The following is a 21,816-nucleotide window of genomic DNA, read 5'->3' as shown; positions in this document are numbered from 1 at the left end:
TCATGGGTCTCGGTACACGAGGAAAAAGCAAGTCGGCTGCCACCAAGCGCCGTCACACCCGCCTGCGCAAGAAGGTCGTGGGCACCGAAGAGCGCCCCCGTCTCGTCGTCACCCGATCGGCCCGGCACGTCTTCGTGCAGGTCGTCGACGACAGCAAGGGCTTCACCGTCGCCAGCGCATCGACCCTCGAGGCCGACCTGCGCACGTTCGACGGTGACAAGACCGCGAAGTCCCGCAAGGTCGGCGAGCTCGTCGCCGAGCGTGCCAAGGCCGCGGGCATCGAGGCCGTCGTGTTCGATCGCGGCGGCAACAAGTACGCCGGACGCGTCGCGGCCATCGCCGAAGGCGCCCGAGAGGCTGGTTTGAACCTGTGAGCGACGCTACGAACACCACTCCCCCCGCAGAGACCGAAGCGACCAAGGCACCGGCTGAGGCCGTCGTCGAGCGTCCCGTCGAGACCGCTGCCGGCTCGGAGTCCAACAACCGCGAGGGTGGTCGCACCGACCGCCGCGGTGGCCAGGGTCGCGGAGACCGCAACCAGGGTGGCCGCGGACGCGGCGACCGTGACGACAAGAGCCAGTTCCTGGAGCGCGTCGTCACGATCAACCGCGTGTCGAAGGTCGTCAAGGGCGGTCGTCGCTTCAGCTTCACCGCGCTCGTCGTCGTCGGTGACGGCAACGGCCTCGTCGGCGTCGGATACGGCAAGGCCCGCGAGGTCCCCACGGCCATCAGCAAGGGTGTCGAAGAGGCCAAGAAGAACTTCTTCCGCGTCCCGCGCATCGGCAACACGATCCCGCACCCCGTGCAGGGTGAGGCCGCTGCCGGCGTCGTCATGCTGCGTCCGGCCTCGGCCGGTACCGGTGTCATCGCCGGTGGTCCCGTCCGCGCCGTGCTCGAGTGCGCCGGCGTGCACGACGTCCTGAGCAAGTCGCTCGGTTCGTCGAACACGATCAACATCGTCCACGCCACGGTCGAGGCGCTGCAGCAGCTCGAAGAGCCGCGCGCCGTCGCCGCCCGTCGTGGACTCGACATCGACGCTGTCATGCCGGCCTTCATGGTCCGTGCAGAGCAGGCAGCTCGTACCGCCGCGACCGAGAAGGCAGGTGCCTGATGGCCGCCAACCTCAAGGTGACCCAGATCAAGTCCGTAATCAGCGAGAAGCAGAACCAGCGTGACACGCTGCGGAGCCTGGGCCTCAAGCGCATCGGCCAGTCGGTCGTTCGCGAGGACACCAAGCAGAACCGCGGCTACGTCAACACGGTCGCCCACCTCGTGAAGGTCGAGGAGATTGACTAATGGCTGACGAGAAGAACGAGGCCGCCGCGAAGGCCGCCCCGAAGAAGGCCGCCGCTCCCAAGGCGACGACCACCAAGGCTGCGGCTCCCAAGGCCGCCGCCAAGAAGTCGGCTGCCGAGAAGGCCGCCGCCTCGACGGGTTCGACCACCACGGTCGCTCCCGCCTCGACGACGTCCTCCGACGACGTCGCGCGTCCCCAGGTGCTCAAGGTGCACCACCTTCGTCCGGCTCCCGGTGCCAAGAAGGCGAAGACGCGCGTCGGTCGTGGTGAGGGCTCGAAGGGCAAGACGGCCGGCCGTGGCACCAAGGGTCAGAAGGCCCGGTACCAGGTCAAGGTCGGTTTCGAGGGTGGCCAGATGCCGCTCCACATGCGCACTCCGAAGCTGCGCGGGTTCAAGAACCCGTTCCGCGTCGAGTACCAGGTGGTCAACCTCGACAAGCTGAACGAGCTGTACCCGCAGGGTGGTGACGTCACCGTGGGTGACCTCGTCGCCAAGGGTGCCGTCCGGAAGAACGAGAAGGTCAAGGTCCTCGGCCAGGGTGACCTGAGCGTCGCGCTCACCGTCGCGGTCGACAAGGTCTCCGGCTCCGCCGAGGACAAGATCGTCGCCGCCGGCGGGTCCGTCAGCAAGTAAAAATCACCTGAGGGGGTGGTCCATCAGGGCCACCCCCATCAGTCGTCCATCCTTCATACCGGGAGGCCCCACGTGTTCAGAGCTGTCGCGCGCATCATGCGCACCCCCGACCTGCGTCGCAAGATCGGGTTCACGCTCGGCATCATCGCGCTCTTCCGGCTGGGTAGCTTCATCCCCGCGCCGTTCGTCGACTACCAGAACGTCCAGGCCTGCCTCGCCGGCAACCAGGGCACGTCGGGTCTCTACGAGCTCGTCAACCTGTTCAGCGGCGGCGCCCTGCTGCAGTTGTCGGTCTTCGCGCTGGGCATCATGCCCTACATCACGTCGTCGATCATCGTGCAGCTGCTGCGCGTGGTCATCCCGCACTTCGACACCCTGTACAAAGAGGGTCAGTCCGGGCAGGCGAAGCTCACGCAGTACACGCGTTACCTCACCATCGCCCTGGGTGTCCTCCAGTCGACGACCCTGATCACGGTGGCCCGTTCGGGTGCGCTCTTCGGCTCGTCCGGCATCGCCGAGTGCAGCCAGCTCATCACCAACGACGCCTGGTACGCCGTGATGCTGATGGTCGTCACCATGACCGCCGGTACCGGCCTCATCATGTGGATGGGCGAGCTCATCACCGAGCGCGGCATCGGCAACGGCATGTCGCTGCTGATCTTCACGTCGATCGCCGCACGGTTCCCGACCGCCCTGTGGAGCATCGCGCAGTCGCGCAGCTTCGAGATCTTCCTGCTCGTCATCGCGGTCGGCCTCGTGATCATGGCGCTGGTGGTGTTCGTCGAGCAGTCTCAGCGGCGCATCCCCGTCCAGTACGCCAAACGCATGGTCGGGCGGCGGACCTACGGCGGCAACAACACGTACATCCCCATCAAGGTCAACATGGCGGGCGTCGTGCCGGTCATCTTCGCCTCGTCCCTGCTCTACCTGCCGGCCCTGGTCGCGCAGTTCAACCAGCCGTCCGACGGCACGGCCCCTCCGGCCTGGGTCAGTTGGGTGCAGGCGAACCTCACGTCCGGCGACAACCCGCTCTACATGGTGCTGTACTTCGCCCTCATCGTCGGGTTCACGTACTTCTACGTCGCGATCACCTTCAACCCCGAAGAGGTCGCCGACAACATGAAGAAGTACGGCGGGTTCATCCCCGGCATCCGTGCCGGCCGCCCCACGGCCGAGTACCTCGACTACGTGCTGACCCGCGTCACGCTGCCGGGCGCCCTGTACCTCGGCGTCATCGCGCTCATCCCGCTGATCGCCCTCGCCACCGTCGGTGCGAACCAGAACTTCCCCTTCGGAGGCGCGAGCATCCTGATCATCGTGGGCGTCGGTCTCGAGACGGTCAAGCAGATCGACTCGCAGCTTCAGCAGCGTCACTACGAGGGCCTCCTCCGATGAGCGCCGCCGAGAACCGACCCAGCCCGCGCCTCCTGATCGTCGGTCCCCCCGGGGCCGGCAAGGGCACGCAGGCCGTGGCGATCGCCGAGTCGCTGGGCATCCCGGCGATCTCGACGGGCGACATCTTCCGGGCCAACGTCAAGAACGAGACAGAGCTCGGAGTCAAGGTCAAGGCGATCCTCGACGCCGGCGACTACGTGCCCGACAGCCTCACGAACGAGCTGATCTCCGACCGGTTGTCGCAGCCCGACGCGGCCGAGGGCTTCTTGCTCGACGGTTACCCGCGCACCCTGCAGCAGGTCGAGTTCCTCGACGAGCACCTCGCCGAGAAGGGTCAGTCCCTCACCACCGTGGTGCAGCTCGTCGCCGATCGCGACGAGATCGTCGAGCGGCTCCAGCGCCGCGCGGTCGAGCAGGGCCGCTCGGACGACACCGAGGACGCCATCCGCCACCGTCAGGACGTGTACCTGCGCGAGACCGCGCCGCTGATCGAGACGTACCGGGAGCGCGGCCTGCTGGTCGAGGTCGACGGGCTCGGCAGCATCGACGAGGTCGCCGGGCGCATCGAGACGGCCCTGGCCCACCGCGGGTTCTCGCCCGTCGCTTCGGCCTCCTGACCTCGTGGCGTTCCGCCGCTCCGGTGTCTACAAGACGCCCGACGAACTCCGTCGCCTCGTCCGGCCGGGCCTGCTGACCGCGGCGTCGCTCGACGCGGTGGCCGCCGCCGTCCGTCCCGGCGTGTCGACCCTCGAGCTCGACGGCATCGCCGAGGGCGTGATCCGCGAAGGCGGGGGCGAGCCGAACTTCATGCTGGTGCCGGGCTACCGGCACACGGTGTGCACGTCGGTGGACGACGAGGTCGTGCACGGCATCCCGGGGTCGCGGGTGCTCACACCCGGCGCCCTCGTGTCCGTCGACAGCGGTGCCCAGGTCGAGGGCTGGAACGGCGACAGCGCCCGCACCTTCGTGCTCGACGACCCCGAGCGGCCCGACGTGGTCGCCGAGCGACGTCGCCTGAACGAGGTGACCGAGGGGTCGCTCTGGCACGGGATCGCCGCCCTGGCCTCGGCGTCCCACCTCAACGAGGTCGGCGCCGCGATCGAGGACCACATCGAGTCGCAGGGCGACTTCGGCATCATCGAGGACTACACCGGTCACGGCATCGGTCGGTCCATGCACGAGGACCCGCCCGTCTTCAACTATCGCGTCCGTGGTCGCGGGCCCGCCGTCCGTCCGGGGCTCGTCGTCGCCATCGAGCCGATGGTCACGACCGGGGGCATCGACACCCTCACCCACGACGACGGGTGGACCGTCAGCACGCGCGACGGGTCGCTCGCCGCGCACTGGGAGCACTCCGTCGCGGTGCACGCCGGCGGCATCTGGGTGCTCACGGCACACGACGGTGGTGCGGCCGGCCTGGCGCCGCTGGGCGTGACGCCCGTCCCGATCGCCTGAGCCGCGCCTCCTCGTCCCCGCGGGACGCGCCGGTGCGGACCGCGCGTCCAGGAGGCGCGGGTCGGGTCAGCGGGACGAGCCGACGCTGCAGGTCGCCTCGGCGGCCGACTGACCCGTGATGGTCGACGGCAGCGTCGTCGGTCCCGTGGTGGCGGTCGGGTCGCCCGGCGCCGCCGACCCGGAGGTCGCGTCGGACGGCGTCGTGGTCTCGGCCGGGGTGGCGGGCGTCGTCGACCCGGTGGTGGCCGATCCGTCCGTGACGGACCCCCGCCCGGCGCTGTCGTCGCCGAGCGTGAACTTCTCGTCGGCGTTGAGGGCGGCGTTCAACGCGGCCGCGTCGGTCGGGGACTCGACCACGCGGTTCGAGTCGCGCGGATCGGCGACGACCGGGTACTGCACGAAGACGATGCCCGAGGGCTGGATGTCCTTCAGCGCGAGAGCGAGCCGGACGAGGGTGTCGGGGGAGCCGAGGCTCGACGACAGCGTCATGTTGCCGAGCGCGGCCGAGGCCAGCTTGTAGAGCGTGGTGACGTCGCCGAGCGTCCCGCCCGAGATGATCTTGCGCATCATGGACGACAGGAAGACCTGCTGTGAGCTGATGCGGGCGATGTCGCTGCCGTCGCCCACGCCGTGCCGCGTCCGGAGGAAGGCCAGTGCCTCGCCGCCCTGCAGGGTGTGCGTGCCCGCGGACAGGTCGATGCCCGAGTCGGTGTCGCGGATGGGGCTGGCCACGCAGACGTCGACGCCGCCGATGGCGTTCGACATCTCGATGACGCCGTCGAAGGTGATCTTGCCCGCGTAGGGGATGGCGAGGCCCGTGAGCGTCTCGACGGTCTTCACGGTGCAGGACAACCCGCCGCGGCCGAGGGTCGTGTTGAACTGCACGTAGCTCTCGGCGGGGAAGACCTGGCCGTCGTCGCCGACGCACTCGGGCGCGTCGATCATCAGGTCACGGGGGAAGCTCACGGCGGTCAGCTGCGTGTGGTCGGCCGAGAGGTGGGCGAGTATCGTCACGTCGTTGCGGACGCCCTCGACCTGGCCCGTGTCGACCTGGCTGCCCTGGTCGCGCTCGTCGCTGCCGACCAGCAGGATGTTCGCTCCGCCCTCGATGGCCGAGATGTCGACGCCCTGCACCTCGCTCTCGTTGCCGAGCGAGACCGTCTGGACGCCGGAGGTCGCGGTGCGGACCGCGATGGCGGCGACGGACACGCCGCTCACGAGGACGACGGCCGTGGCGCCCGCGACGACGGCGAGCAGCATGCGTCCCGGGCCGCGTCGGCGCAGTCGTCCGTGTCGGGCGACGCCTCGGAGCGAGGAGGCGGTGGTCGGGCGATCAGGCATGGTGCTCCCGGGGAGGTCGATCGGCACCCGGGGGAGCGGCGGGCGGGGTGGCCGGCGGCGGTCGTCGGATGCTCCGGCGTGTCGGGTTGACCGGCCGGGTTGCTGAACTATACCGGCATCGCATAAGATCGATCTTTGGTGTCTCGTGTGCGTTTCTGCGCGCCTGGGGCACCGCATCCCCGCACGACCAACACCCCTATTCTTAGCGACAGTGAGGCTATGGCCAAAAAAGACGGTGTCATCGAAATCGAAGGCGCAGTGATCGAAGCTCTGCCCAACGCGATGTTCCGCGTTGAGCTGACCAACGGACACAAGGTCCTCGCACACATCTCCGGCAAGATGCGGCAGCACTACATCCGCATCCTCCCCGAAGACCGTGTGATCGTGGAGCTCAGCCCCTACGACCTGACCCGCGGCCGGATCGTCTACCGCTACAAGTAGGGCGTGCTGGAAAGGAACGGCCCCGCGCACCCGTGGGGCACGAAGCCAGCGAGATCAAGGAATCAGCAATGAAGGTCAACCCCAGCGTCAAGCCCATCTGCGAGCACTGCAAGGTCATCCGCCGCAAGGGCAACGTCATGGTCATCTGCAAGAGCAACCCGCGCCACAAACAGCGTCAGGGCTGACTCGACCGCCGCGCAGGCGGCGTGCGATGCCGACCCGGCGTGCCCGGGTCACCCCGCAACACCATCCCAGCAGCACCAGAACCCGTCACGTCCGCCCCTCGGGTGGTCGGAGGCGGGGGACACCCCGGGTCGGAGGCCCGGGCACCGGCGCTGTGACAGACCTCCACCATCTCTGAAAAGAGGCCATCATGGCACGTCTAGCAGGCGTTGACATCCCGCGCGACAAGCGCGTCGAAGTCGCACTGACCTACATCTACGGAGTCGGCCGCACCAGCGCGCTGAAGACTCTCGCCGAGACCGAGATCGACGGCAACATCCGCGTCAAGGACCTCACGGACGACCAGCTCGTCCTGCTCCGCGACTACATCGAGGGCAACTACAAGGTCGAGGGCGACCTCCGCCGCGAGGTGGCCGCCGACATCCGCCGCAAGGTCGAGATCGGCAGCTACGAGGGCATCCGCCACCGCCGCGGCCTGCCCGTCCGCGGCCAGCGCACCAAGACGAACGCTCGCACCCGCAAGGGCCCGAAGCGCACCGTCGCCGGCAAGAAGAAGGCTCGATAGGCCTCGGCTCCCGCCGTACGCCCCTCAAGGTTGTAGGAGAAAAAATTGGCAGCACCGAAGACGGCCGCGCGTAAGCCCCGCCGCAAAGAGAAGAAGAACGTCGCCGTGGGCCAGGCCCACATCAAGAGCACGTTCAACAACACGATCGTCTCGATCACCGACCCCTCGGGCGCCGTCCTGAGCTGGGCCTCGTCGGGCGCCGTCGGCTTCAAGGGGTCGCGCAAGTCGACCCCCTTCGCCGCGCAGCTCGCCGCCGAGTCGGCCGCCCGCCAGGCGCAGGAGCACGGCGTCAAGAAGGTCGACGTCTTCGTCAAGGGCCCGGGTTCGGGTCGCGAGACGGCGATCCGTTCGCTCCAGGCCGCAGGCCTCGAGGTCGGCTCGATCAACGACGTCACCCCCCAGGCGCACAACGGCTGCCGCCCGCCGAAGCGTCGTCGCGTCTAACTGAGTTACCGCCCGCCGCACCCGGTCCGGGCCCCGTCACCGGGGCCCCCGGGTGCGGCGGGCTCCCCCGCGTCAGCACCGCCTCCCGCGTGTTCGCCCGAGGCGCCCACAACTCAACAGACCCGACGGGCCAGCCACCTGTCGTACCGCCAAGAGTCATATAGCGGACTCTTCGCCGAAAGGAATCCACAGTGCTCATTGCACAGCGCCCCACCCTCACCGAGGAGAACATCTCGGAGTTCCGCTCCCGGTTCGTGATCGAGCCGCTCGAGCCCGGCTTCGGTTACACCCTCGGCAACTCGCTGCGCCGCACGCTTCTCTCGTCGATCCCCGGCGCTGCTGTCACCAGCATCCGCATCGACGGCGTGCTGCACGAGTTCACGACCGTCCCCGGCGTGAAAGAGGACGTCACCGAGGTCATCCTCAACATCAAGCAGCTGGTCGTCGCCAGCGAGCACGACGAGCCGATCACGGCCTACCTGCGCAAGCAGGGTGCCGGCCAGGTCACGGCCGCCGACATCTCGGCTCCGGCCGGCGTCGAGATCCACAACCCCGAGCTGGTCATCGCCACGCTGAACGACAAGGCGAAGTTCGAGCTCGAACTCACGATCGAGCGTGGCCGCGGCTACGTGTCGGCCGTGCAGAACCGCAGCGAGTTCAGCGAGGCCGGTCAGATCCCGATCGACTCGATCTACTCGCCCGTGCTCAAGGTCACCTACCGCGTCGAGGCGACGCGTGCCGGTGAGCGCACTGACTTCGACCGCCTGGTCGTCGACGTCGAGACGAAGCCGTCGATCTCGCCGCGCGACGCCATCGCGTCGGCCGGTCGCACGCTGACCGAGCTGTTCGGCCTGGCCCGCGAGCTGAACACCGCCGCCGAGGGCATCGAGATCGGCCCCGCGCCGGTCGACGCCGTCCTGTCGAGCGAGCTGCAGACGCCGATCGAGGACCTCGACCTGTCGGTCCGCAGCTACAACTGCCTGAAGCGCGAGGGCATCAACACGGTGTCCGAGCTGGTCGCCCTGTCCGAGACCCAGCTGATGAACATCCGCAACTTCGGTCAGAAGTCGGTCGACGAGGTGAAGGACAAGCTCGTCGAGCTCGGCCTCTCGCTGAAAGACACGGTCCCCGGGTTCGACGGAGCCCACTTCTACAGCGGTTACGACGAAGAAGAGACCACCAACTAGGTCCTTCCGCCCGACGCCTTCCACTCTCGACTCACCTTAGGAACAGACAATGCCCAAGCCCACCAAGGGACCCCGCCTCGGAGGCGGCCCGGCGCACGAGCGCCTCATGCTGGCCAACCTGGCCGCCTCGCTCTTCGAGCACAAGACCATCAAGACGACCGAGACCAAGGCCAAGCGCCTCCGTCCCGTCGCCGAGCGTCTCGTGACCTTCGCGAAGCGTGGCGACCTGCACTCGCGTCGCCGTGCCATGCAGACCCTGCGCAACAACAAAGAGGCCGCGCACATCCTCTTCACCGAGATCGCGCCCCTCGTCGAGAACCGTGACGGCGGCTACACCCGCATCACGAAGCTCGGCTTCCGCAAGGGCGACAACGCCTCGATGGTGTCGATCGAGCTCGTCCTCGAGCCCGTGACCCCCAAGGTCAAGTCCTCGAAGACCACCGCCGCCGCGGCCCCGGTCGCCGAGCCCGCCGCCGACGAGCCCACCGAGGCTCCCGTCGACGAGACCGAGACGGTCGAGGAGTCCGCTCCCGTCGAGCCCGAGACCGAGTCGGCTGCCGCCGACGAGGTCGAGGCCGACGCCGCCGCCAAGTCGGACGACGAGGCCGCGAAGTAGTCCCAGCCCCACCGCACGAAGGGCCCGTCACCGCGAGGTGTCGGGCCCTTCGCCGTTCTTGCAACAGGTGTCGTTTACCTGTGGGACACACGTCGGAAACCCCCCGGGTGGGTGGGGCACGTAGATTCACAGGGTCCTCTTCCGAACCTCCGAAGGAACCCATGTCATCCCGACCCCGACACACCCCACTGGGCGCCGCTGCCCTCGTGGCCGGCCTCTCGCTGCTGCTCGGCCCCCTGGTGCCGGTCGCCGCCGTCGCCGCTCCGGACGGCTCCGGCGTCGTCATCGCCGAGGCGTACCTCAAGGGCGGCAGCGCGAACGCGCCGTTCAACCGCAAGTTCGTCGAGCTCTACAACCCGACCTCCGCGTCGGTGTCGCTCGCCGGCTGGTCGCTGCAGTACCGCTCGGCCACCGGCTCGGGTGCCTTCTCGGCCGCGGCCCTCGACGGGACGATCCCCGCCGAGGGGCACTTCCTCGTGGCGATCCCGGGCAACGGGGCGAACGGTGCCGAACTGCCGGCCCCCGACGCCACCGCCTCGCTGAACCCGAGCGGCACCACCGGCACCGTGCTGCTCTCCGACCAGGCCGACCCCCTCACGCTCGCGCCCGGGTCGGTCACGGCCGGGACCGACGGCGTCGTCGACCTGCTGGGGTACGGAGCCTCGAACACCTTCGAGACGTCGGTCGCGCCGGTCACCGGCGCCAACGGCGTCCCCAACTCCCTCGCCCGCACGGACGGCGCGGACACCGACGTGAACTCGGCGGACTTCTCGACCCAGACCACGGTCACGCCGCAGAACTCCGGCGGCACGGGCACCGAACCGGGCCCCGACCCCGAGCCGCAGCCCGAGCCGACCCCCGAGGCCGACGTCACCGTGGCGCAGATCCAGGGCGTCACCGACGCGAGCCCGTTGGCCGGTCGCACGGTCACGACGCGCGGCGTCGTCACGGCGACCTACCCGACGGGCGGCCTGAACGGCTACGTCATCCAGACGCCCGGCACGGGAGGCGCGCTCGACCTGTCGACGCACCTCGCGTCGGACGCGCTGTTCGTGTACTCCGCGAGCACCGCCTCCTCGGTCGCCGTCGGCGACTACGTCGAGGTGGACGGCACCGTCTCCGAGTACTTCGGCCTGACCCAGATCACCGTGACGGGGACGTCGTCGCTCCGGGCGCTCGACCCGACGGGCGTCGTGGCGCCGCAGGCGGCGACCGTGGGCCTGCCGGCGACGGACGCCCAGCGCGAGACGCTCGAGAGCATGCTCGTGCTGCCGCAGGGCGGGTTCACCGTCGCGGACACCTACACGACGAACCAGTACGGCGAGGTCAAGCTCGCCTCGGGTGACCGGCCGCTGATCCAGCCGACCGAGGTCGCCCGCCCGGGCAGCGCCGACTTCGCCGCGGTCGTGGCCGACAACGCCGCCCGCGCCGTCACCCTCGACGACGGGGCGACGACGAACTTCTTCACGGCGGCGAACCAGTCGATCCCCGTGCCCTACCTGTCGAACGAGGACCCCGTCACGGTCGGCGCCTCGGTCGCCTTCACCGACCCGGTCGTCCTCGACTACCGCAACTCGGCCTGGAAGTACCAGCCGACCGCGCGCATCACGGGCGACACGGCGTACGGCGACCTGCCCGTCACGTTCGAGGACGTCCGCACCGACGCCCCGCGCGAGGTGGGTGGCGACGTGAGGCTGGCCAGCTTCAACGTGCTCAACTACTTCACGACGACGGGTGACTCGATCCCCGGGTGCACGTACTACACCGACCGTGCCGGTGAGCCCGTCACGGTGGACGGCGGCTGCGACGCCCGCGGTGCGGCGAACGCCGCCAGCCTCGAGCGCCAGCAGGTCAAGATCGTCACGGCGATCGACGCCCTCGGTGCCGACGTCGTCTCGCTCGAGGAGATCGAGAACTCGGCCCGCTTCGGCGAGGACCGCGACTCCGCGCTCGCGACCCTGGTCGGTGCGCTGAACGCCGCGGCGGGTTCCGAGGTCTGGGACTACGCCCGTTCACCGGAGGCGCTGCCCGCCAACGAGGACGTCATCCGTCTCGCCTTCATCTACAAGAAGGCGGTCGTCGAGCCCGTCGGCGGGTCGACCATCCTCACCGGTTCGGCCGCCTTCAGCAACGCACGCCAGCCGCTCGCCCAGGCCTTCCGGCCCGTCGGGGGAGACGCCGGGTCGACGATCCTCGCGATCGCGAACCACTTCAAGTCGAAGGGCAGCGGCTCGGGTGCGGACGCCGACCTCGGCGACGGTCAGGGCGGGTCGAACGCCTCGCGCGTCAACCAGGCGAACGCCCTGGTCGCGTTCGCGGCCGAGCGCGAGGCCGCCGTGGGCACGGACAAGGTGTTCCTGCTCGGCGACTTCAACGCCTACGGCCAGGAGGACCCGATCGAGGTGCTGCGGGCCGCGGGCTACGTCGACCTCGGATCGAGCGAGACCGACGAGTACAGCTACGTGTTCAGCGGCCTCAGCGGCTCGCTCGACCACGTGCTCGCCTCGCCGGCCGCCGCCGAGGCCGTCACGGGTGTGGACATCTGGAACATCAACGCGGGCGAGTCCGTCGGCCTCGAGTACAGCCGCTTCAACTACAACGCGAAGCAGCTCTACCAGCCCGACCAGTTCCGCTCGAGCGACCACGACCCGGTCGTGGTCGGGGTGTCGCTGCTCGCCGACGAGGTCGACCCGGTGCCGCCGGTGACCGAGCCGGTGCCGCCGGTCACCGACCCGGGCGCGACGCCCGGTGGCGACGCCGACCCGACCGTGCCGGGCGCGCCCGGTGAGGTCTCGCCGGGCACCACGGCACCGACCGCGGACGGTTCGCTGGCCTACACGGGCCCGGCCGCGGTCACCGGCTGGCTCGCGCTGGCCCTCGTGCTGATGGCGATGGGTGGCACGGTCCTCGTGGTCCGCCGCCGCGCCTCCCGCGTGGGGTAGTCGGACGCGTCGGACGGCGGTCGTGTCACGGGTGACCGTGGTGCGACCGCCGTCCGCGTCTCCGCCCACGAGCGGGGCCGAGGAGGCGCGGCGTCGGCCCCGTAGGATCGTCGGGTGACGATCGACGACCCGGCCCTGACGCGCCTCCGGCTCGGGGTCGCGTACGACGGCACCGACTTCTCGGGCTGGAGCGAGCAGCCCGGCCGCCGCACCGTGCAGGGCGAGATCGAGGCCGCGCTGCGGACGCTGTTCCGCCGCCTCGGCGACGTGCCGACGGTCACCGTGGCGGGTCGCACCGACGCCGGCGTGCACGCGCGGGGCCAGGTGGTGCACCTCGACCTGACCGACGCGCAGGTCGCCCAGCTGCAGAGACCGCACCGCGGCATGCGCGACCAGTCGCCGCTCGACGCCCCGACCGTGCTCGCCCGGCGGCTGAACGGGCTCGCGGGCGCGACCGACGAGATCGTGGTCTCGGGTGCGCGGGTCGCGCCTCCTGGTTTCCACGCCCGGTTCGGCGCGCTCTGGCGCCGCTACGAGTACCGCATCGCCGACCGTGGGGCCGAACGCGACCCGACCCGACGCGGCCACACCCTCTGGTACGACCAGCGTCTCGACCTCGACCTGATGAACGCGACGGCGGCGGGCCTCGTCGGGTTGCACGACTGGGCCGCCTACTGCCGGCACCGCGAGTACGCGACGACCATCCGCGAGCTGCAGCACTTCTCGTGGCGGCGCGAGGCCGACGGCGTGCTCGTCGCGTCGGTGCAGGCCGACGCCTTCTGCCACAACCTCGTGCGCAACCTGGTCGGCGCCTGCGTCGCCGTCGGCGAGGGGGCCATGGAGGCGCACCGCGCGGTGGGCGTGCGTCGTGAGGCCCAGCGCAACGGAGAGTTCCGGGTGGTGCCCGCCCACGGCCTCACGATGGTCGAGGTGGGCTACCCGCCCGACGACGAGATCGCCGCGCGGGTCGCCCTGACGCAGGTGAAGCGGTCGCACGATCAGCTGGGGGAGTGACCGCTCTGCCGCGTGGCGGCCCGGTGGCGGCCCGAGCGTCGGTTGACCGTCTCGCCGGCGTCGGGTAACGTTGGCCCTTGGTGTCTGCGCAACTGCGCGCTTTCGCCCGAAGTTGAGCCCTCCACCTGACTCGTTCTCATCGCCTCTGCGGTGACAACGGCAACGGAGCGGGATTCACGAACCTCTCACCTCGACCAGGAAGCAGCACTACTGTGACGCGCACTTTCTCCCCCAAGCCGGCTGACGTCCAGCCGAACTGGCTGATCATCGACGCCGACGACGTCGTGCTCGGCCGTCTCGCCAGCCACGTGGCAGCCCTGCTGCGCGGCAAGCACAAGCCGACCTTCGCCCCCCACATGGACATGGGCGACTTCGTCATCGTCATCAACGCCGACAAGGTGGCCCTCACCGGCTCCAAGCTGGCCGAGAAGCTCTACTACCGTCACTCGGGCTACCCGGGCGGCATCACGGCCACCACGTACTCCGAGATGGTCGAGAAGCACCCCACCCGTGCGGTCGAGAAGGCCATCCGTGGCATGCTGCCGAAGAACTCGCTGGGCCGTGCCCAGATCAAGAAGCTGAAGGTGTACGCGGGTGCCGAGCACCCCCACGCTGCTCAGCAGCCCCAGGTTTACACCCTCGACCAGGTCGCCCAGTAGCGTCCGCCTTCAGACTTAAGGACCCCCACACAGTGGCTCAGATCGCAGATTCCATCGACCAGGCTCCCGAGAGCTTCACCACCGAGAGCTCGGCCCCCGAGGCCGCCGCGACGCCCCGCCCCGTGCTGAGCGTCGGCGGTTCCGCCGTCGGTCGTCGCAAGGAGGCCATCGCTCGCGCGCGCCTCACGCCCGGCTCCGGCACGATCGTCGTGAACGGTCGCACCCTCGAGGACTACTTCCCCAACAAGCTGCACCAGCAGCTGATCAACGACCCGTTCAAGGTCCTCGACCTGCTCGGCTCGTACGACGTGGCCGTCAAGGTCACCGGTGGCGGCCCCTCGGGCCAGGCCGGCGCCCTCCGTCTCGCCATCGCGCGTGCGCTGAACGAGATCGACCGCGAGAACAACCGCGCCACGCTCAAGAAGGCCGGCTTCCTCACCCGTGACGCCCGCGTCATCGAGCGCAAGAAGGCCGGTCTCAAGAAGGCCCGCAAGGCGTCGCAGTTCTCGAAGCGCTAACCAGCACCACACACGAGGCAGGTCTCGCGATGACGCGTTTGTTCGGTACCGACGGTGTCAGAGGCCTCGCCAACCGTGAGTTGACCGCCGCGCTCGCCCTGGGGCTCTCCCAGGCGAGTGCGGTGGTGCTCACGAAGGGCCACCACGCGGACGCCCGTCGTGCCGAAGGGCGGCGACCCGTCGCCGTCGTCGCGCGCGACCCCCGCATCTCGGGCGAGTTCCTCACCGCGGCCGTCTGTGCCGGACTGGCCAGCTCGGGCGTCGACGTCCTGGACGCCGGGGTCATCCCGACCCCCGCCGCGGCCTTCCTGGTCGACGATATCGGTGCCGACTTCGGCGTGATGATCAGCGCCTCGCACAACCCGGCCCCCGACAACGGCATCAAGTTCTTCGCGTTCGGCGGCACCAAGCTGCCCGACGAGGTCGAGGACCGCATCGAAGCGGCCATGGCCGACCCGCAGCTCATGCCCATCGGCGGCGACGTCGGGCGCATCCGTCGCTTCGCCGACGCCGAGGACCGCTACGTCCTGCACCTGCTCGGCGCCCTGCCCAACCGGCTCGACGGCATCCACGTCGTGCTCGACTGCGCGCACGGTGCGGCCGCGGCCGTCTCACCCGAGGTGTTCACCGACGCCGGCGCCACCGTCACCCTGATCGGCGCCGACCCCGACGGCGTGAACATCAACGACGGCGTGGGGTCGACCCACCTCGACAACCTGGCGAAGGCCGTGCTCGAGCACGGAGCCGACGTCGGCATCGCGCACGACGGCGACGCCGACCGCTGCCTCGCCGTCGACGCCACCGGAGCCGTGGTCGACGGCGACCAGATCATGGCGATCCTCGCCGTGGCCCAGAAAGAGCGCGGCGCGCTCGTCGACGACACGCTCGTGGCCACCGTCATGAGCAACCTCGGCCTCATCCGGGCGATGGCCGAGCACGGCATCACGGTCCGCCAGACCAAGGTCGGCGACCGCTACGTGCTCGAGGACATGAACGAGCACGGCTTCACCCTGGGCGGCGAACAGTCCGGCCACATCGTCTTCGCCGACCACGCCACCACCGGCGACGGCATCCTCACCGGCCTCTCGCTCGTCGCCCGCATGGCCGCGACCGGCAGGAGCCTGGCCGAGCTCGCCTCGGTCATGACGGTGTTCCCCCAGATCATGATCAACGTGCGCGACGTCGACCGGTCACGCGCCGCGTCCGACGAGGGCGTGGCCGACGCCGTCCGGCGGTTCGAGGCCGAACTCGGCGACTCGGGCCGCGTGCTGCTCCGCCCCTCGGGCACCGAGCCCGTCGTCCGGGTCATGGTCGAGGCCGCCGACCAAGAGACGGCCGACCGCGTGGCGCACGCGCTGGCCGACGTGGTCCGCGACCGACTGGCGCTCTGAGCGTCCGAGCGTCTGAGCTCCTGCCTCCGGGCGGACGGGGCGCGAGGCACCTTCTGACGTGACCCGCGCCTCCTGACGTGACCCGCGCCTCCTGGCCTCGGCCGGAGTCGCCGGGTCAGATCTTGCGCAGCAGGACCGAGCTGACCTTGTGGTCGGCGGCCTTGCGCAGCACGAGGGTGGCGCGCGAGCGCGTCGGCAGGACGTTCTCGACCAGGTTCGGTTCGTTGACGGACTTCCAGACTCCCGAGGCGAACGACCGGGCCTCGGGTTCGTCCATGTCGGCGAAGCGGTGGAAGAACGAGCGCTCCTGGGTGAACGCGCCCTTCTGGAGCGCCAGGAACCGCTCGACGAACCAGTTCTCGATGTCGGCGGTGCGGGCGTCGACGTAGACGGTGAAGTCGAACAGGTCGCTGAGGGCGAGCCGGCCCGCCACCGCGGGCTGCAGGACGTTGAGCCCCTCGACGATCAGGATGTCCGGTCGGCGCACCACGACCTCGGCGCTCGGCATGATGTCGTAGCTGGTGTGCGAGTAGAAGGGCGCCCGCACCTCTTCGGCCCCGCTCTTGACCTGCGACACGAAGCGCAGCAGGTGGCGGCGGTCGTACGACTCGGGGAACCCCTTGCGGCTCATGATGCCGCGACGCTCGAGCTCGGCGTTCGGGTAGAGGAACCCGTCGGTGGTCACCAGCTCGACCCGGGGGGTGTCGTCCCAGCGGCTCAGCAGCTCACGGAGGAGGCGCGCGACGGTGGACTTGCCGACCGCCACCGACCCGGCGACCCCGATGACGAAGGGGGTCCGCTGCGCCCGTTCGCCGAGGAAGTCGCTCGTGGCCCGGTGGAGGTTGCGCGCGCCGGCGGCGTAGAGGTTCAGCAGACGGCTGAGCGGGACGTAGACGTCCTGCACCTCGCGCATGTCGAGTCGGTCGCCGAGTCCGCGCAGCTGCACGATCTCGGTCTCAGTCAGCGGGAGGCGCGTGGTCGGCGCGAGGTCGGCCCAGGCGTCGCGCCCGATCTCGACGAAGGGGCTCGCGTGCACGGTGGACGGCGCGGTCGTCGGGGTGGCTTCGGCCATGCGCACGAGGCTACCGGTCCGGCGGGTGCCCGGTGGGCGCGGCGGCGCGTCACGCCGTCGCGGGACGTCGGCACGGCCCGCCGGGCTCACGGACGACAGCCTCTAAGATCGAGCCCATGTGTGGAATCGTGGGATACGTCGGATCGGGCGACAAGAGCATCGAGGTGCTGCTGGGCGGCCTCACCCGCCTCGAGTACCGCGGTTACGACTCGGCCGGCGTCGCGGTCATCGACGCCGCGGGCGACCTGGGCACCCGCAAGAAGGCGGGCAAGCTGCAGATGCTCGTCGACGACCTCGAGGCCATGCCCCTGACCGACGGCACGACCGGCATCGGTCACACCCGCTGGGCGACCCACGGCGGCCCGACCGACGCCAACGCGCACCCGCACCTGGCCGACGACGGCAAGCTCGCGCTGATCCACAACGGCATCATCGAGAACTTCTCCGAGCTCAAGGCCGAGCTGCTCGCCGAGGGCGTCGAGTTCCACAGCGAGACCGACTCCGAGGTCGCCGCGCACCTGGTGGCCCGGGCCTACCGCGCCACGGGCGACCTGACCGAGGCCCTGCGCACGGTCGTCAACACCCTCGACGGGGCCTTCACGCTGCTCGTCGTCCACGCCGACCGGCCCGGCGTCGTCGTCGGTGCCCGCCGCAACTCACCGCTGGTGATCGGCCTCGGCGACGGAGAGAACTTCCTCGGCAGCGACGTGGCGGCCTTCGTCGCGCACACCCGCCGGGCCATGTCGATCGGTCAGGACCAGCTCGTGACCATCCGCCCCGACTCGGTCGAGGTCGTCGACTTCTCGGGGGCACCCGTCGAGACCACCGAGTTCGAGGTCGACTGGGACGCCTCCGCCGCCGAGAAGGGCGGCTGGTCGAGCTTCATGGCGAAGGAGATCAGCGAAGAGCCCGAGGCGGTCGCCAAGACCCTGCTCGGTCGGGTCGCCGACGGCGCCGTCACCCTCACCGAGCTCGACGGCGTGCGCGACCGCCTGACGACCGTCGACCGCGTGATCGTCATCGCCTGCGGCACCGCGGCCTACGCCGGCATCCTCGGCAAGTACGCCATCGAGCAGTGGGCCCGCGTCCCCGTCGAGGTCGAGCTGGCCCACGAGTTCCGCTACCGCGACCCCGTGCTCGACGAGAAGACCCTCGTCGTGTCGATCAGCCAGTCGGGCGAGACGATGGACACCCTGATGGCCGTCAAGTACGCGCGCGAGCGGGGCGCCCAGGTGCTCTCGATCTGCAACACCCAGGGGTCGACGATCCCGCGCGAGTCCGACGCCGTGCTCTACACGCACGCCGGGCCCGAGGTCGCGGTCGCGTCCACCAAGGCCTTCGTCGCGCAGGGCACCGCGCTGTTCCTGCTGGGGCTGCACCTGGCGACCCTGCGGGGCACCCTGAGCGCCGAGGCCGTGGCCGAGCAGGTCGCCGACCTGGTCGAGATCCCGGGCAAGATCGAGCGCGTGCTCGAGTCCTCCGAGCGCATCAAGACCCTGGCGGGCTGGATGGCCGACACCCGCTCGGTGCTGTTCCTCGGCCGCCACGTCGGCTACCCGATCGCGCTCGAGGGGGCCCTCAAGCTCAAGGAGCTGGCGTACATCCACGCCGAGGGCTTCGCCGCTGGTGAGCTGAAGCACGGCCCGATCGCCCTGATCGAGCCCGGCCAGATCGTCTTCGTCATCGTCCCGAGCCCGCGCGACCCCCGCTCGCTGCACCCCAAGGTCGTCTCGAACATCCAAGAGATCCGTGCCCGGGGCGCCCGCGTCATCGCGATCGCCGAAGAAGGCGACGCCGCGGTGCTGCCGTTCGCCGACGAGGTGCTGCACATCCCCCTGGCGGCACCCCTGTTCGAGTCGCTGCTGTCGGTCGTGCCCCTGCACGTCTTCGGCATGGAGCTCGCGGCGGCCAAGGGCCTCGACGTCGACCAGCCCCGCAACCTGGCCAAGTCGGTCACCGTCGAGTAGCGGCCCGTGCAACCGCGACAGCGCAGCGAGCGGGCGTCGACGTGATCGTCGGCATCGGCGTCGACGTGGTCGACCTCGAGCGCTTCGACCGCACGCTCGAGCGCACGCCGGCGCTCGCCGCCCGGTTGTTCCGTGAGGGCGAGCTCGTCCTGCGGGACGGCAGCCCGCGGGGTCGCCACTCGCTGGCGGCCCGGTTCGCCGCCAAGGAGGCGCTGATCAAGTCCCTGGGCGGGTCCACCGGGGTCAGGTGGCACGACGTCGTCGTCGTCTCGGACGACGCCGGCGCCCCGTCGCTCGAACTGAGCGGGGGAGCACGGGCGCTGGCCGACTCGCGAGGCGTCTCGCGCCTCCACCTCTCCCTCAGCCACGACGGCGGGGTCGCCGTGGCGTACGTGGTCGCCGAGGGCGCCGACCGCCTGCCCGCCCCGCTCGGCGGGCCCCAGCACGAAGGGTCGGACCGATGACGCACGACGTCACCATCACCGTCGACACCACGGCCCTGCGGCACAACGTCCGGGTGCTGCGGGCTGCCGTCGCACCGGCGGCCGTCATGGCGGTCGTCAAGGCGAACGCCTACGGGCACGGGGCCGTCGAGTGCGCCCGCGTCTTCGTCGACGCCGGCGTCGACTGGCTGGGCGTGGCCGACCTGACCGAGGCGGTGGCCCTTCGCCGGGCCGGCGTCGAGGCCCCCGTCCTCGCCTGGCTGCACGCGCCCGGCGAGGACTTCGTCGAGGCCGCGGCGCTCGGCATCACCCCGGCGGTGTCGAGCGTCGACCAGCTCGAGGCGGCCGTGGCGGCCGGCGTCCGCGCCGTGCACCTCGCGATCGACACGGGGCTCAGCCGCAACGGGGCCGTCGAGTCCGAGTGGCCCGAGCTGTTCGACCGGGCGGCCGCACACGCCGCGACCGTGCCGGTCGAGGGGCTGATGAGCCACGTGTCGAACGCCTCGGCCGAAGAGGACGGCCTGCAGATGGCCCGCTTCGCCCGGGCGTCCCGGATGCTCGACGAGCGCGGCGTGCGGCCCCCGCTGCTGCACCTCGCCGCCTCGGCGGCCGCCCTCGACTACGCGGGAGCACGGGCGACCATGGTGCGCTTCGGCCTGGCGAGCTACGGCCTGAGCCCCCACCCCGACCGCACCTCGGCCGACCTCGGGCTGCGACCGGCCATGACCCTCACGGCGCCGGTGACCACCGTCAAGCGCATCCCGGCGGGCGAAGGCGTGTCGTACGGCTACCTCTTCCGGCCCGAACGCGACACGTCGATCGCCATCGTCCCCGTCGGGTACGCGGACGGCGTCGACCGGGCCGCGAGCGAGCGGGCGTCCGTCACCATCGGTCGACGCACGTACCGGGTCCGCGGTCGGATCGCGATGAACGCCCTGGTGATCGACGTGGGCGACGACCCGGTCGAGGTGGGCGACGAGGTCGTCCTGTTCGGCGACCCGGCGCTCGGCCGTCGGTCCGCCGCCGACTGGGCCGAGGCGATCGACGGCATCACCTACGAGGTCGTCGCCTGCCTCGCCGCCGGCCTGGACCGGAGGTACACCGCGTGAGCGCCGCGACGCCGCTGCGCCGGGCGACGGTCGACCTGGCCGCGTACCGCGCCAACCTCGAGTCGTTGATCGCCCGACTCGACCCGGTCGAGATCCTGGCCATCGTCAAGGCGGACGCCTACTCGCACGGTGCCGACGTGCTCGTGCCCGAGGCCGTCGCCGCGGGCATCCGCTGGTTCGGCACCGTCGAGCTCGCGCCGGCCCTGCGGCTGCGGCGCCTCGGCATCGGCGGCGACGCGTCGTTCTTCGCCTGGCAGCTCAGCCCCTCCGACGACCTCGGGGCCGCCGTCGACCTGGCGGTCGACCTCGGCATCTCGACGCTCGACCAGCTCGAGGCCGTGGCCGACGCCGCACGGGCCCGTGCCGGCGTCGCCCTCGTGCACCTGACCATCGACACGGGGCTGCACCGCGAGGGCTGCCTGCCCTCGGACTGGCCGGCCTTCGTCACCCGGGCGGTCGCCCTGCGCGACGAGGGCGTCGTGCGGTTGCGCGGCATCTTCTCGCACGTCAGCGAGACGAGCGAGGCCGACGACCAGGCCGCCGCGCGGGTGTTCGAGCGGGCCGTGGCCGACGCCGAGGCGCTCGGCGCGACCGTCGAGAAGCGGCACATGTCGTCGAGTTCGGCCGCGCTCGAGCACCCCGAGAGGCGCTTCGACATGGTCCGCATGGGGTCGAACGGCCTGGGCATCCCCGTCACCGAGGGCGTCACCGCCGCCGACCGGGGGCTGCGGCCGGTGCTGACCCTCTCGGCCTCGGTCGTGAAGGTCAAGCGCGTCGCCGCGGGCACAGGGGTGTCGTACGACCACACCTTCCGTGCCCCGACCGACACCACGATCGCCCTGGTGCCCCTGGGCTACGCCGACGGCGTGAGCCGCCGGGCCCAGGGGGCCGTCCACGTCGTCGTGGCCGGCGCCCCCCGGCCGATCGTGGGGCGGGTCGCGATGGACCAGTTCCTCGTCGACATGGGCGACGACCCCGTCGAGGTCGGCGACGAGGCCGTGCTCTTCGGCCCGGGCGACCGCGGCGAGATGACGATCGGCGAGTGGGCCGACGCGACCGGCACGATCCCGGAAGAGGTCGCCTGCCGGGTCGGTGCCCGGGTGCCGCGCGTCTACCTCGGCGGACGCCCGTGAGCACCCCGGC

At 70.6% G+C, this 21,816-nt stretch carries 24 protein-coding genes; 22 read left to right on the top strand and 2 right to left on the bottom strand.

Translation table 11 applies throughout. From position 1 onward, the window contains the following. Positions 1-2 precede the first annotated feature (2 nt). The 7 genes from rplR (at position 3) to map (ending at position 4,781) form a co-directional block, all read left to right on the top strand. A complete protein-coding gene (gene rplR / locus ABID81_RS11335; RefSeq protein ID WP_043593341.1) occupies positions 3-374 on the top strand; it encodes a 50S ribosomal protein L18 in 372 nt (123 codons plus the stop codon). Beyond that, positions 371-1,111 carry a 30S ribosomal protein S5 gene (gene rpsE, locus ABID81_RS11330; RefSeq protein ID WP_043593339.1) on the top strand — a complete coding sequence of 247 codons (741 nt, stop codon included), beginning with the start codon at positions 371-373 and terminating at the stop codon, positions 1,109-1,111. Before rplR ends, rpsE begins: the two co-directional genes overlap by 4 nt. Beyond that, positions 1,111-1,296: a 50S ribosomal protein L30 gene (gene rpmD, locus ABID81_RS11325; RefSeq protein WP_043593338.1), complete on the top strand. Its 186-nt coding sequence runs from the start codon at positions 1,111-1,113 to the stop codon at positions 1,294-1,296. Before rpsE ends, rpmD begins: the two co-directional genes overlap by 1 nt. Further along, positions 1,296-1,931, top strand: coding sequence for a 50S ribosomal protein L15 (gene rplO, locus ABID81_RS11320; protein ID WP_354594907.1), 636 nt, complete (start codon positions 1,296-1,298; stop codon positions 1,929-1,931). The genes rpmD and rplO overlap by 1 nt, the downstream gene beginning before the upstream one ends. A gap of 72 nt (positions 1,932-2,003) precedes the next feature. Beyond that, on the top strand, positions 2,004-3,326 hold the full coding sequence (secY, locus tag ABID81_RS11315) for a preprotein translocase subunit SecY (protein WP_354594906.1): 1,323 nt from the start codon (positions 2,004-2,006) through the stop codon (positions 3,324-3,326). Next, the gene (locus ABID81_RS11310) at positions 3,323-3,943 is read left to right on the top strand and encodes an adenylate kinase (RefSeq protein ID WP_354594905.1); all 621 of its coding nucleotides are present in this window, start codon (positions 3,323-3,325) and stop codon (positions 3,941-3,943) included. Before secY ends, ABID81_RS11310 begins: the two co-directional genes overlap by 4 nt. Before the next feature lie 4 nt (positions 3,944-3,947). Continuing rightward, on the top strand, positions 3,948-4,781 hold the full coding sequence (map, locus tag ABID81_RS11305) for a type I methionyl aminopeptidase (protein WP_354594904.1): 834 nt from the start codon (positions 3,948-3,950) through the stop codon (positions 4,779-4,781). Positions 4,782-4,847: 66 nt separating this feature from the next. On the opposite strand, the gene ABID81_RS11300 is transcribed toward map, so the two are convergent. Beyond that, the gene (locus tag ABID81_RS11300; RefSeq protein WP_354594903.1) at positions 4,848-6,122 is read right to left on the bottom strand and encodes an LCP family protein; all 1,275 of its coding nucleotides are present in this window, start codon (positions 6,120-6,122) and stop codon (positions 4,848-4,850) included. A 219-nt stretch (positions 6,123-6,341) separates the two neighbouring features. Between ABID81_RS11300 and infA the strand changes: the two genes are divergently transcribed. The 11 genes from infA to glmM all read left to right on the top strand — a co-directional run bounded on the left by infA (position 6,342) and on the right by glmM (position 16,082). After that, positions 6,342-6,563 carry a translation initiation factor IF-1 gene (gene infA, locus ABID81_RS11295; protein WP_055857193.1) on the top strand — a complete coding sequence of 74 codons (222 nt, stop codon included), beginning with the start codon at positions 6,342-6,344 and terminating at the stop codon, positions 6,561-6,563. A gap of 68 nt (positions 6,564-6,631) precedes the next feature. Then, complete coding sequence (gene rpmJ, locus ABID81_RS11290) at positions 6,632-6,748, top strand: 50S ribosomal protein L36 (protein WP_043593327.1); 117 nt, start codon at positions 6,632-6,634, stop codon at positions 6,746-6,748. Positions 6,749-6,936: 188 nt separating this feature from the next. Beyond that, positions 6,937-7,311, top strand: a complete 375-nt coding sequence (gene rpsM / locus ABID81_RS11285; RefSeq protein WP_043593325.1) for a 30S ribosomal protein S13 — start codon at positions 6,937-6,939, stop codon at positions 7,309-7,311. Between the two features lie 45 nt (positions 7,312-7,356). Next, positions 7,357-7,755 carry a 30S ribosomal protein S11 gene (rpsK, locus tag ABID81_RS11280; RefSeq protein ID WP_043593323.1) on the top strand — a complete coding sequence of 133 codons (399 nt, stop codon included), beginning with the start codon at positions 7,357-7,359 and terminating at the stop codon, positions 7,753-7,755. A gap of 191 nt (positions 7,756-7,946) precedes the next feature. Continuing rightward, positions 7,947-8,942, top strand: a complete 996-nt coding sequence (locus ABID81_RS11275; protein ID WP_354594902.1) for a DNA-directed RNA polymerase subunit alpha — start codon at positions 7,947-7,949, stop codon at positions 8,940-8,942. Between the two features lie 49 nt (positions 8,943-8,991). Next, positions 8,992-9,558, top strand: coding sequence for a 50S ribosomal protein L17 (gene rplQ, locus ABID81_RS11270; protein WP_354594901.1), 567 nt, complete (start codon positions 8,992-8,994; stop codon positions 9,556-9,558). Between the two features lie 161 nt (positions 9,559-9,719). Continuing rightward, positions 9,720-12,500: an ExeM/NucH family extracellular endonuclease gene (locus ABID81_RS11265; protein WP_354594900.1), complete on the top strand. Its 2,781-nt coding sequence runs from the start codon at positions 9,720-9,722 to the stop codon at positions 12,498-12,500. Between the two features lie 114 nt (positions 12,501-12,614). Beyond that, positions 12,615-13,514, top strand: coding sequence for a tRNA pseudouridine synthase A (locus ABID81_RS11260; RefSeq protein ID WP_354594899.1), 900 nt, complete (start codon positions 12,615-12,617; stop codon positions 13,512-13,514). A 212-nt stretch (positions 13,515-13,726) separates the two neighbouring features. After that, a complete protein-coding gene (gene rplM / locus ABID81_RS11255) occupies positions 13,727-14,173 on the top strand; it encodes a 50S ribosomal protein L13 (protein WP_354594898.1) in 447 nt (148 codons plus the stop codon). 32 nt (positions 14,174-14,205) lie between these two features. Next, positions 14,206-14,691, top strand: a complete 486-nt coding sequence (gene rpsI / locus ABID81_RS11250) for a 30S ribosomal protein S9 (RefSeq protein ID WP_082059799.1) — start codon at positions 14,206-14,208, stop codon at positions 14,689-14,691. 29 nt (positions 14,692-14,720) lie between these two features. After that, positions 14,721-16,082 carry a phosphoglucosamine mutase gene (gene glmM, locus ABID81_RS11245; protein WP_354594897.1) on the top strand — a complete coding sequence of 454 codons (1,362 nt, stop codon included), beginning with the start codon at positions 14,721-14,723 and terminating at the stop codon, positions 16,080-16,082. 115 nt (positions 16,083-16,197) lie between these two features. Here glmM and coaA read toward each other — a convergent pair whose 3' ends face one another. Next, positions 16,198-17,154 (bottom strand): type I pantothenate kinase, encoded by a 957-nt coding sequence (gene coaA, locus ABID81_RS11240; RefSeq protein WP_354594896.1) that lies wholly within the window; start codon positions 17,152-17,154, stop codon positions 16,198-16,200. Between the two features lie 116 nt (positions 17,155-17,270). Between coaA and glmS the strand changes: the two genes are divergently transcribed. The 4 genes from glmS to alr (ABID81_RS11220) are packed head-to-tail and all read left to right on the top strand — an operon-like array spanning position 17,271 to position 21,806. Continuing rightward, entirely contained in the window at positions 17,271-19,121 is a 1,851-nt protein-coding gene (glmS, locus tag ABID81_RS11235; RefSeq protein ID WP_354594895.1) for a glutamine--fructose-6-phosphate transaminase (isomerizing), read from the top strand. A 41-nt stretch (positions 19,122-19,162) separates the two neighbouring features. Next, positions 19,163-19,585 carry a holo-ACP synthase gene (locus ABID81_RS11230; RefSeq protein ID WP_354594894.1) on the top strand — a complete coding sequence of 141 codons (423 nt, stop codon included), beginning with the start codon at positions 19,163-19,165 and terminating at the stop codon, positions 19,583-19,585. Then, positions 19,582-20,673: an alanine racemase gene (alr, locus tag ABID81_RS11225; RefSeq protein ID WP_354594893.1), complete on the top strand. Its 1,092-nt coding sequence runs from the start codon at positions 19,582-19,584 to the stop codon at positions 20,671-20,673. The genes ABID81_RS11230 and alr (ABID81_RS11225) overlap by 4 nt, the downstream gene beginning before the upstream one ends. Next, the gene (gene alr / locus ABID81_RS11220; RefSeq protein ID WP_354594892.1) at positions 20,670-21,806 is read left to right on the top strand and encodes an alanine racemase; all 1,137 of its coding nucleotides are present in this window, start codon (positions 20,670-20,672) and stop codon (positions 21,804-21,806) included. The genes alr (ABID81_RS11225) and alr (ABID81_RS11220) overlap by 4 nt, the downstream gene beginning before the upstream one ends. Positions 21,807-21,816: the final 10 nt, after the last annotated feature.

The organism is Frigoribacterium sp. PvP054 (genome assembly GCF_040547465.1).
GTDB lineage: Bacteria > Actinomycetota > Actinomycetes > Actinomycetales > Microbacteriaceae > Frigoribacterium.
Note: the sequence above shows the minus strand (reverse complement) of the source record. Positions and strands in the feature narration are given on the sequence as shown.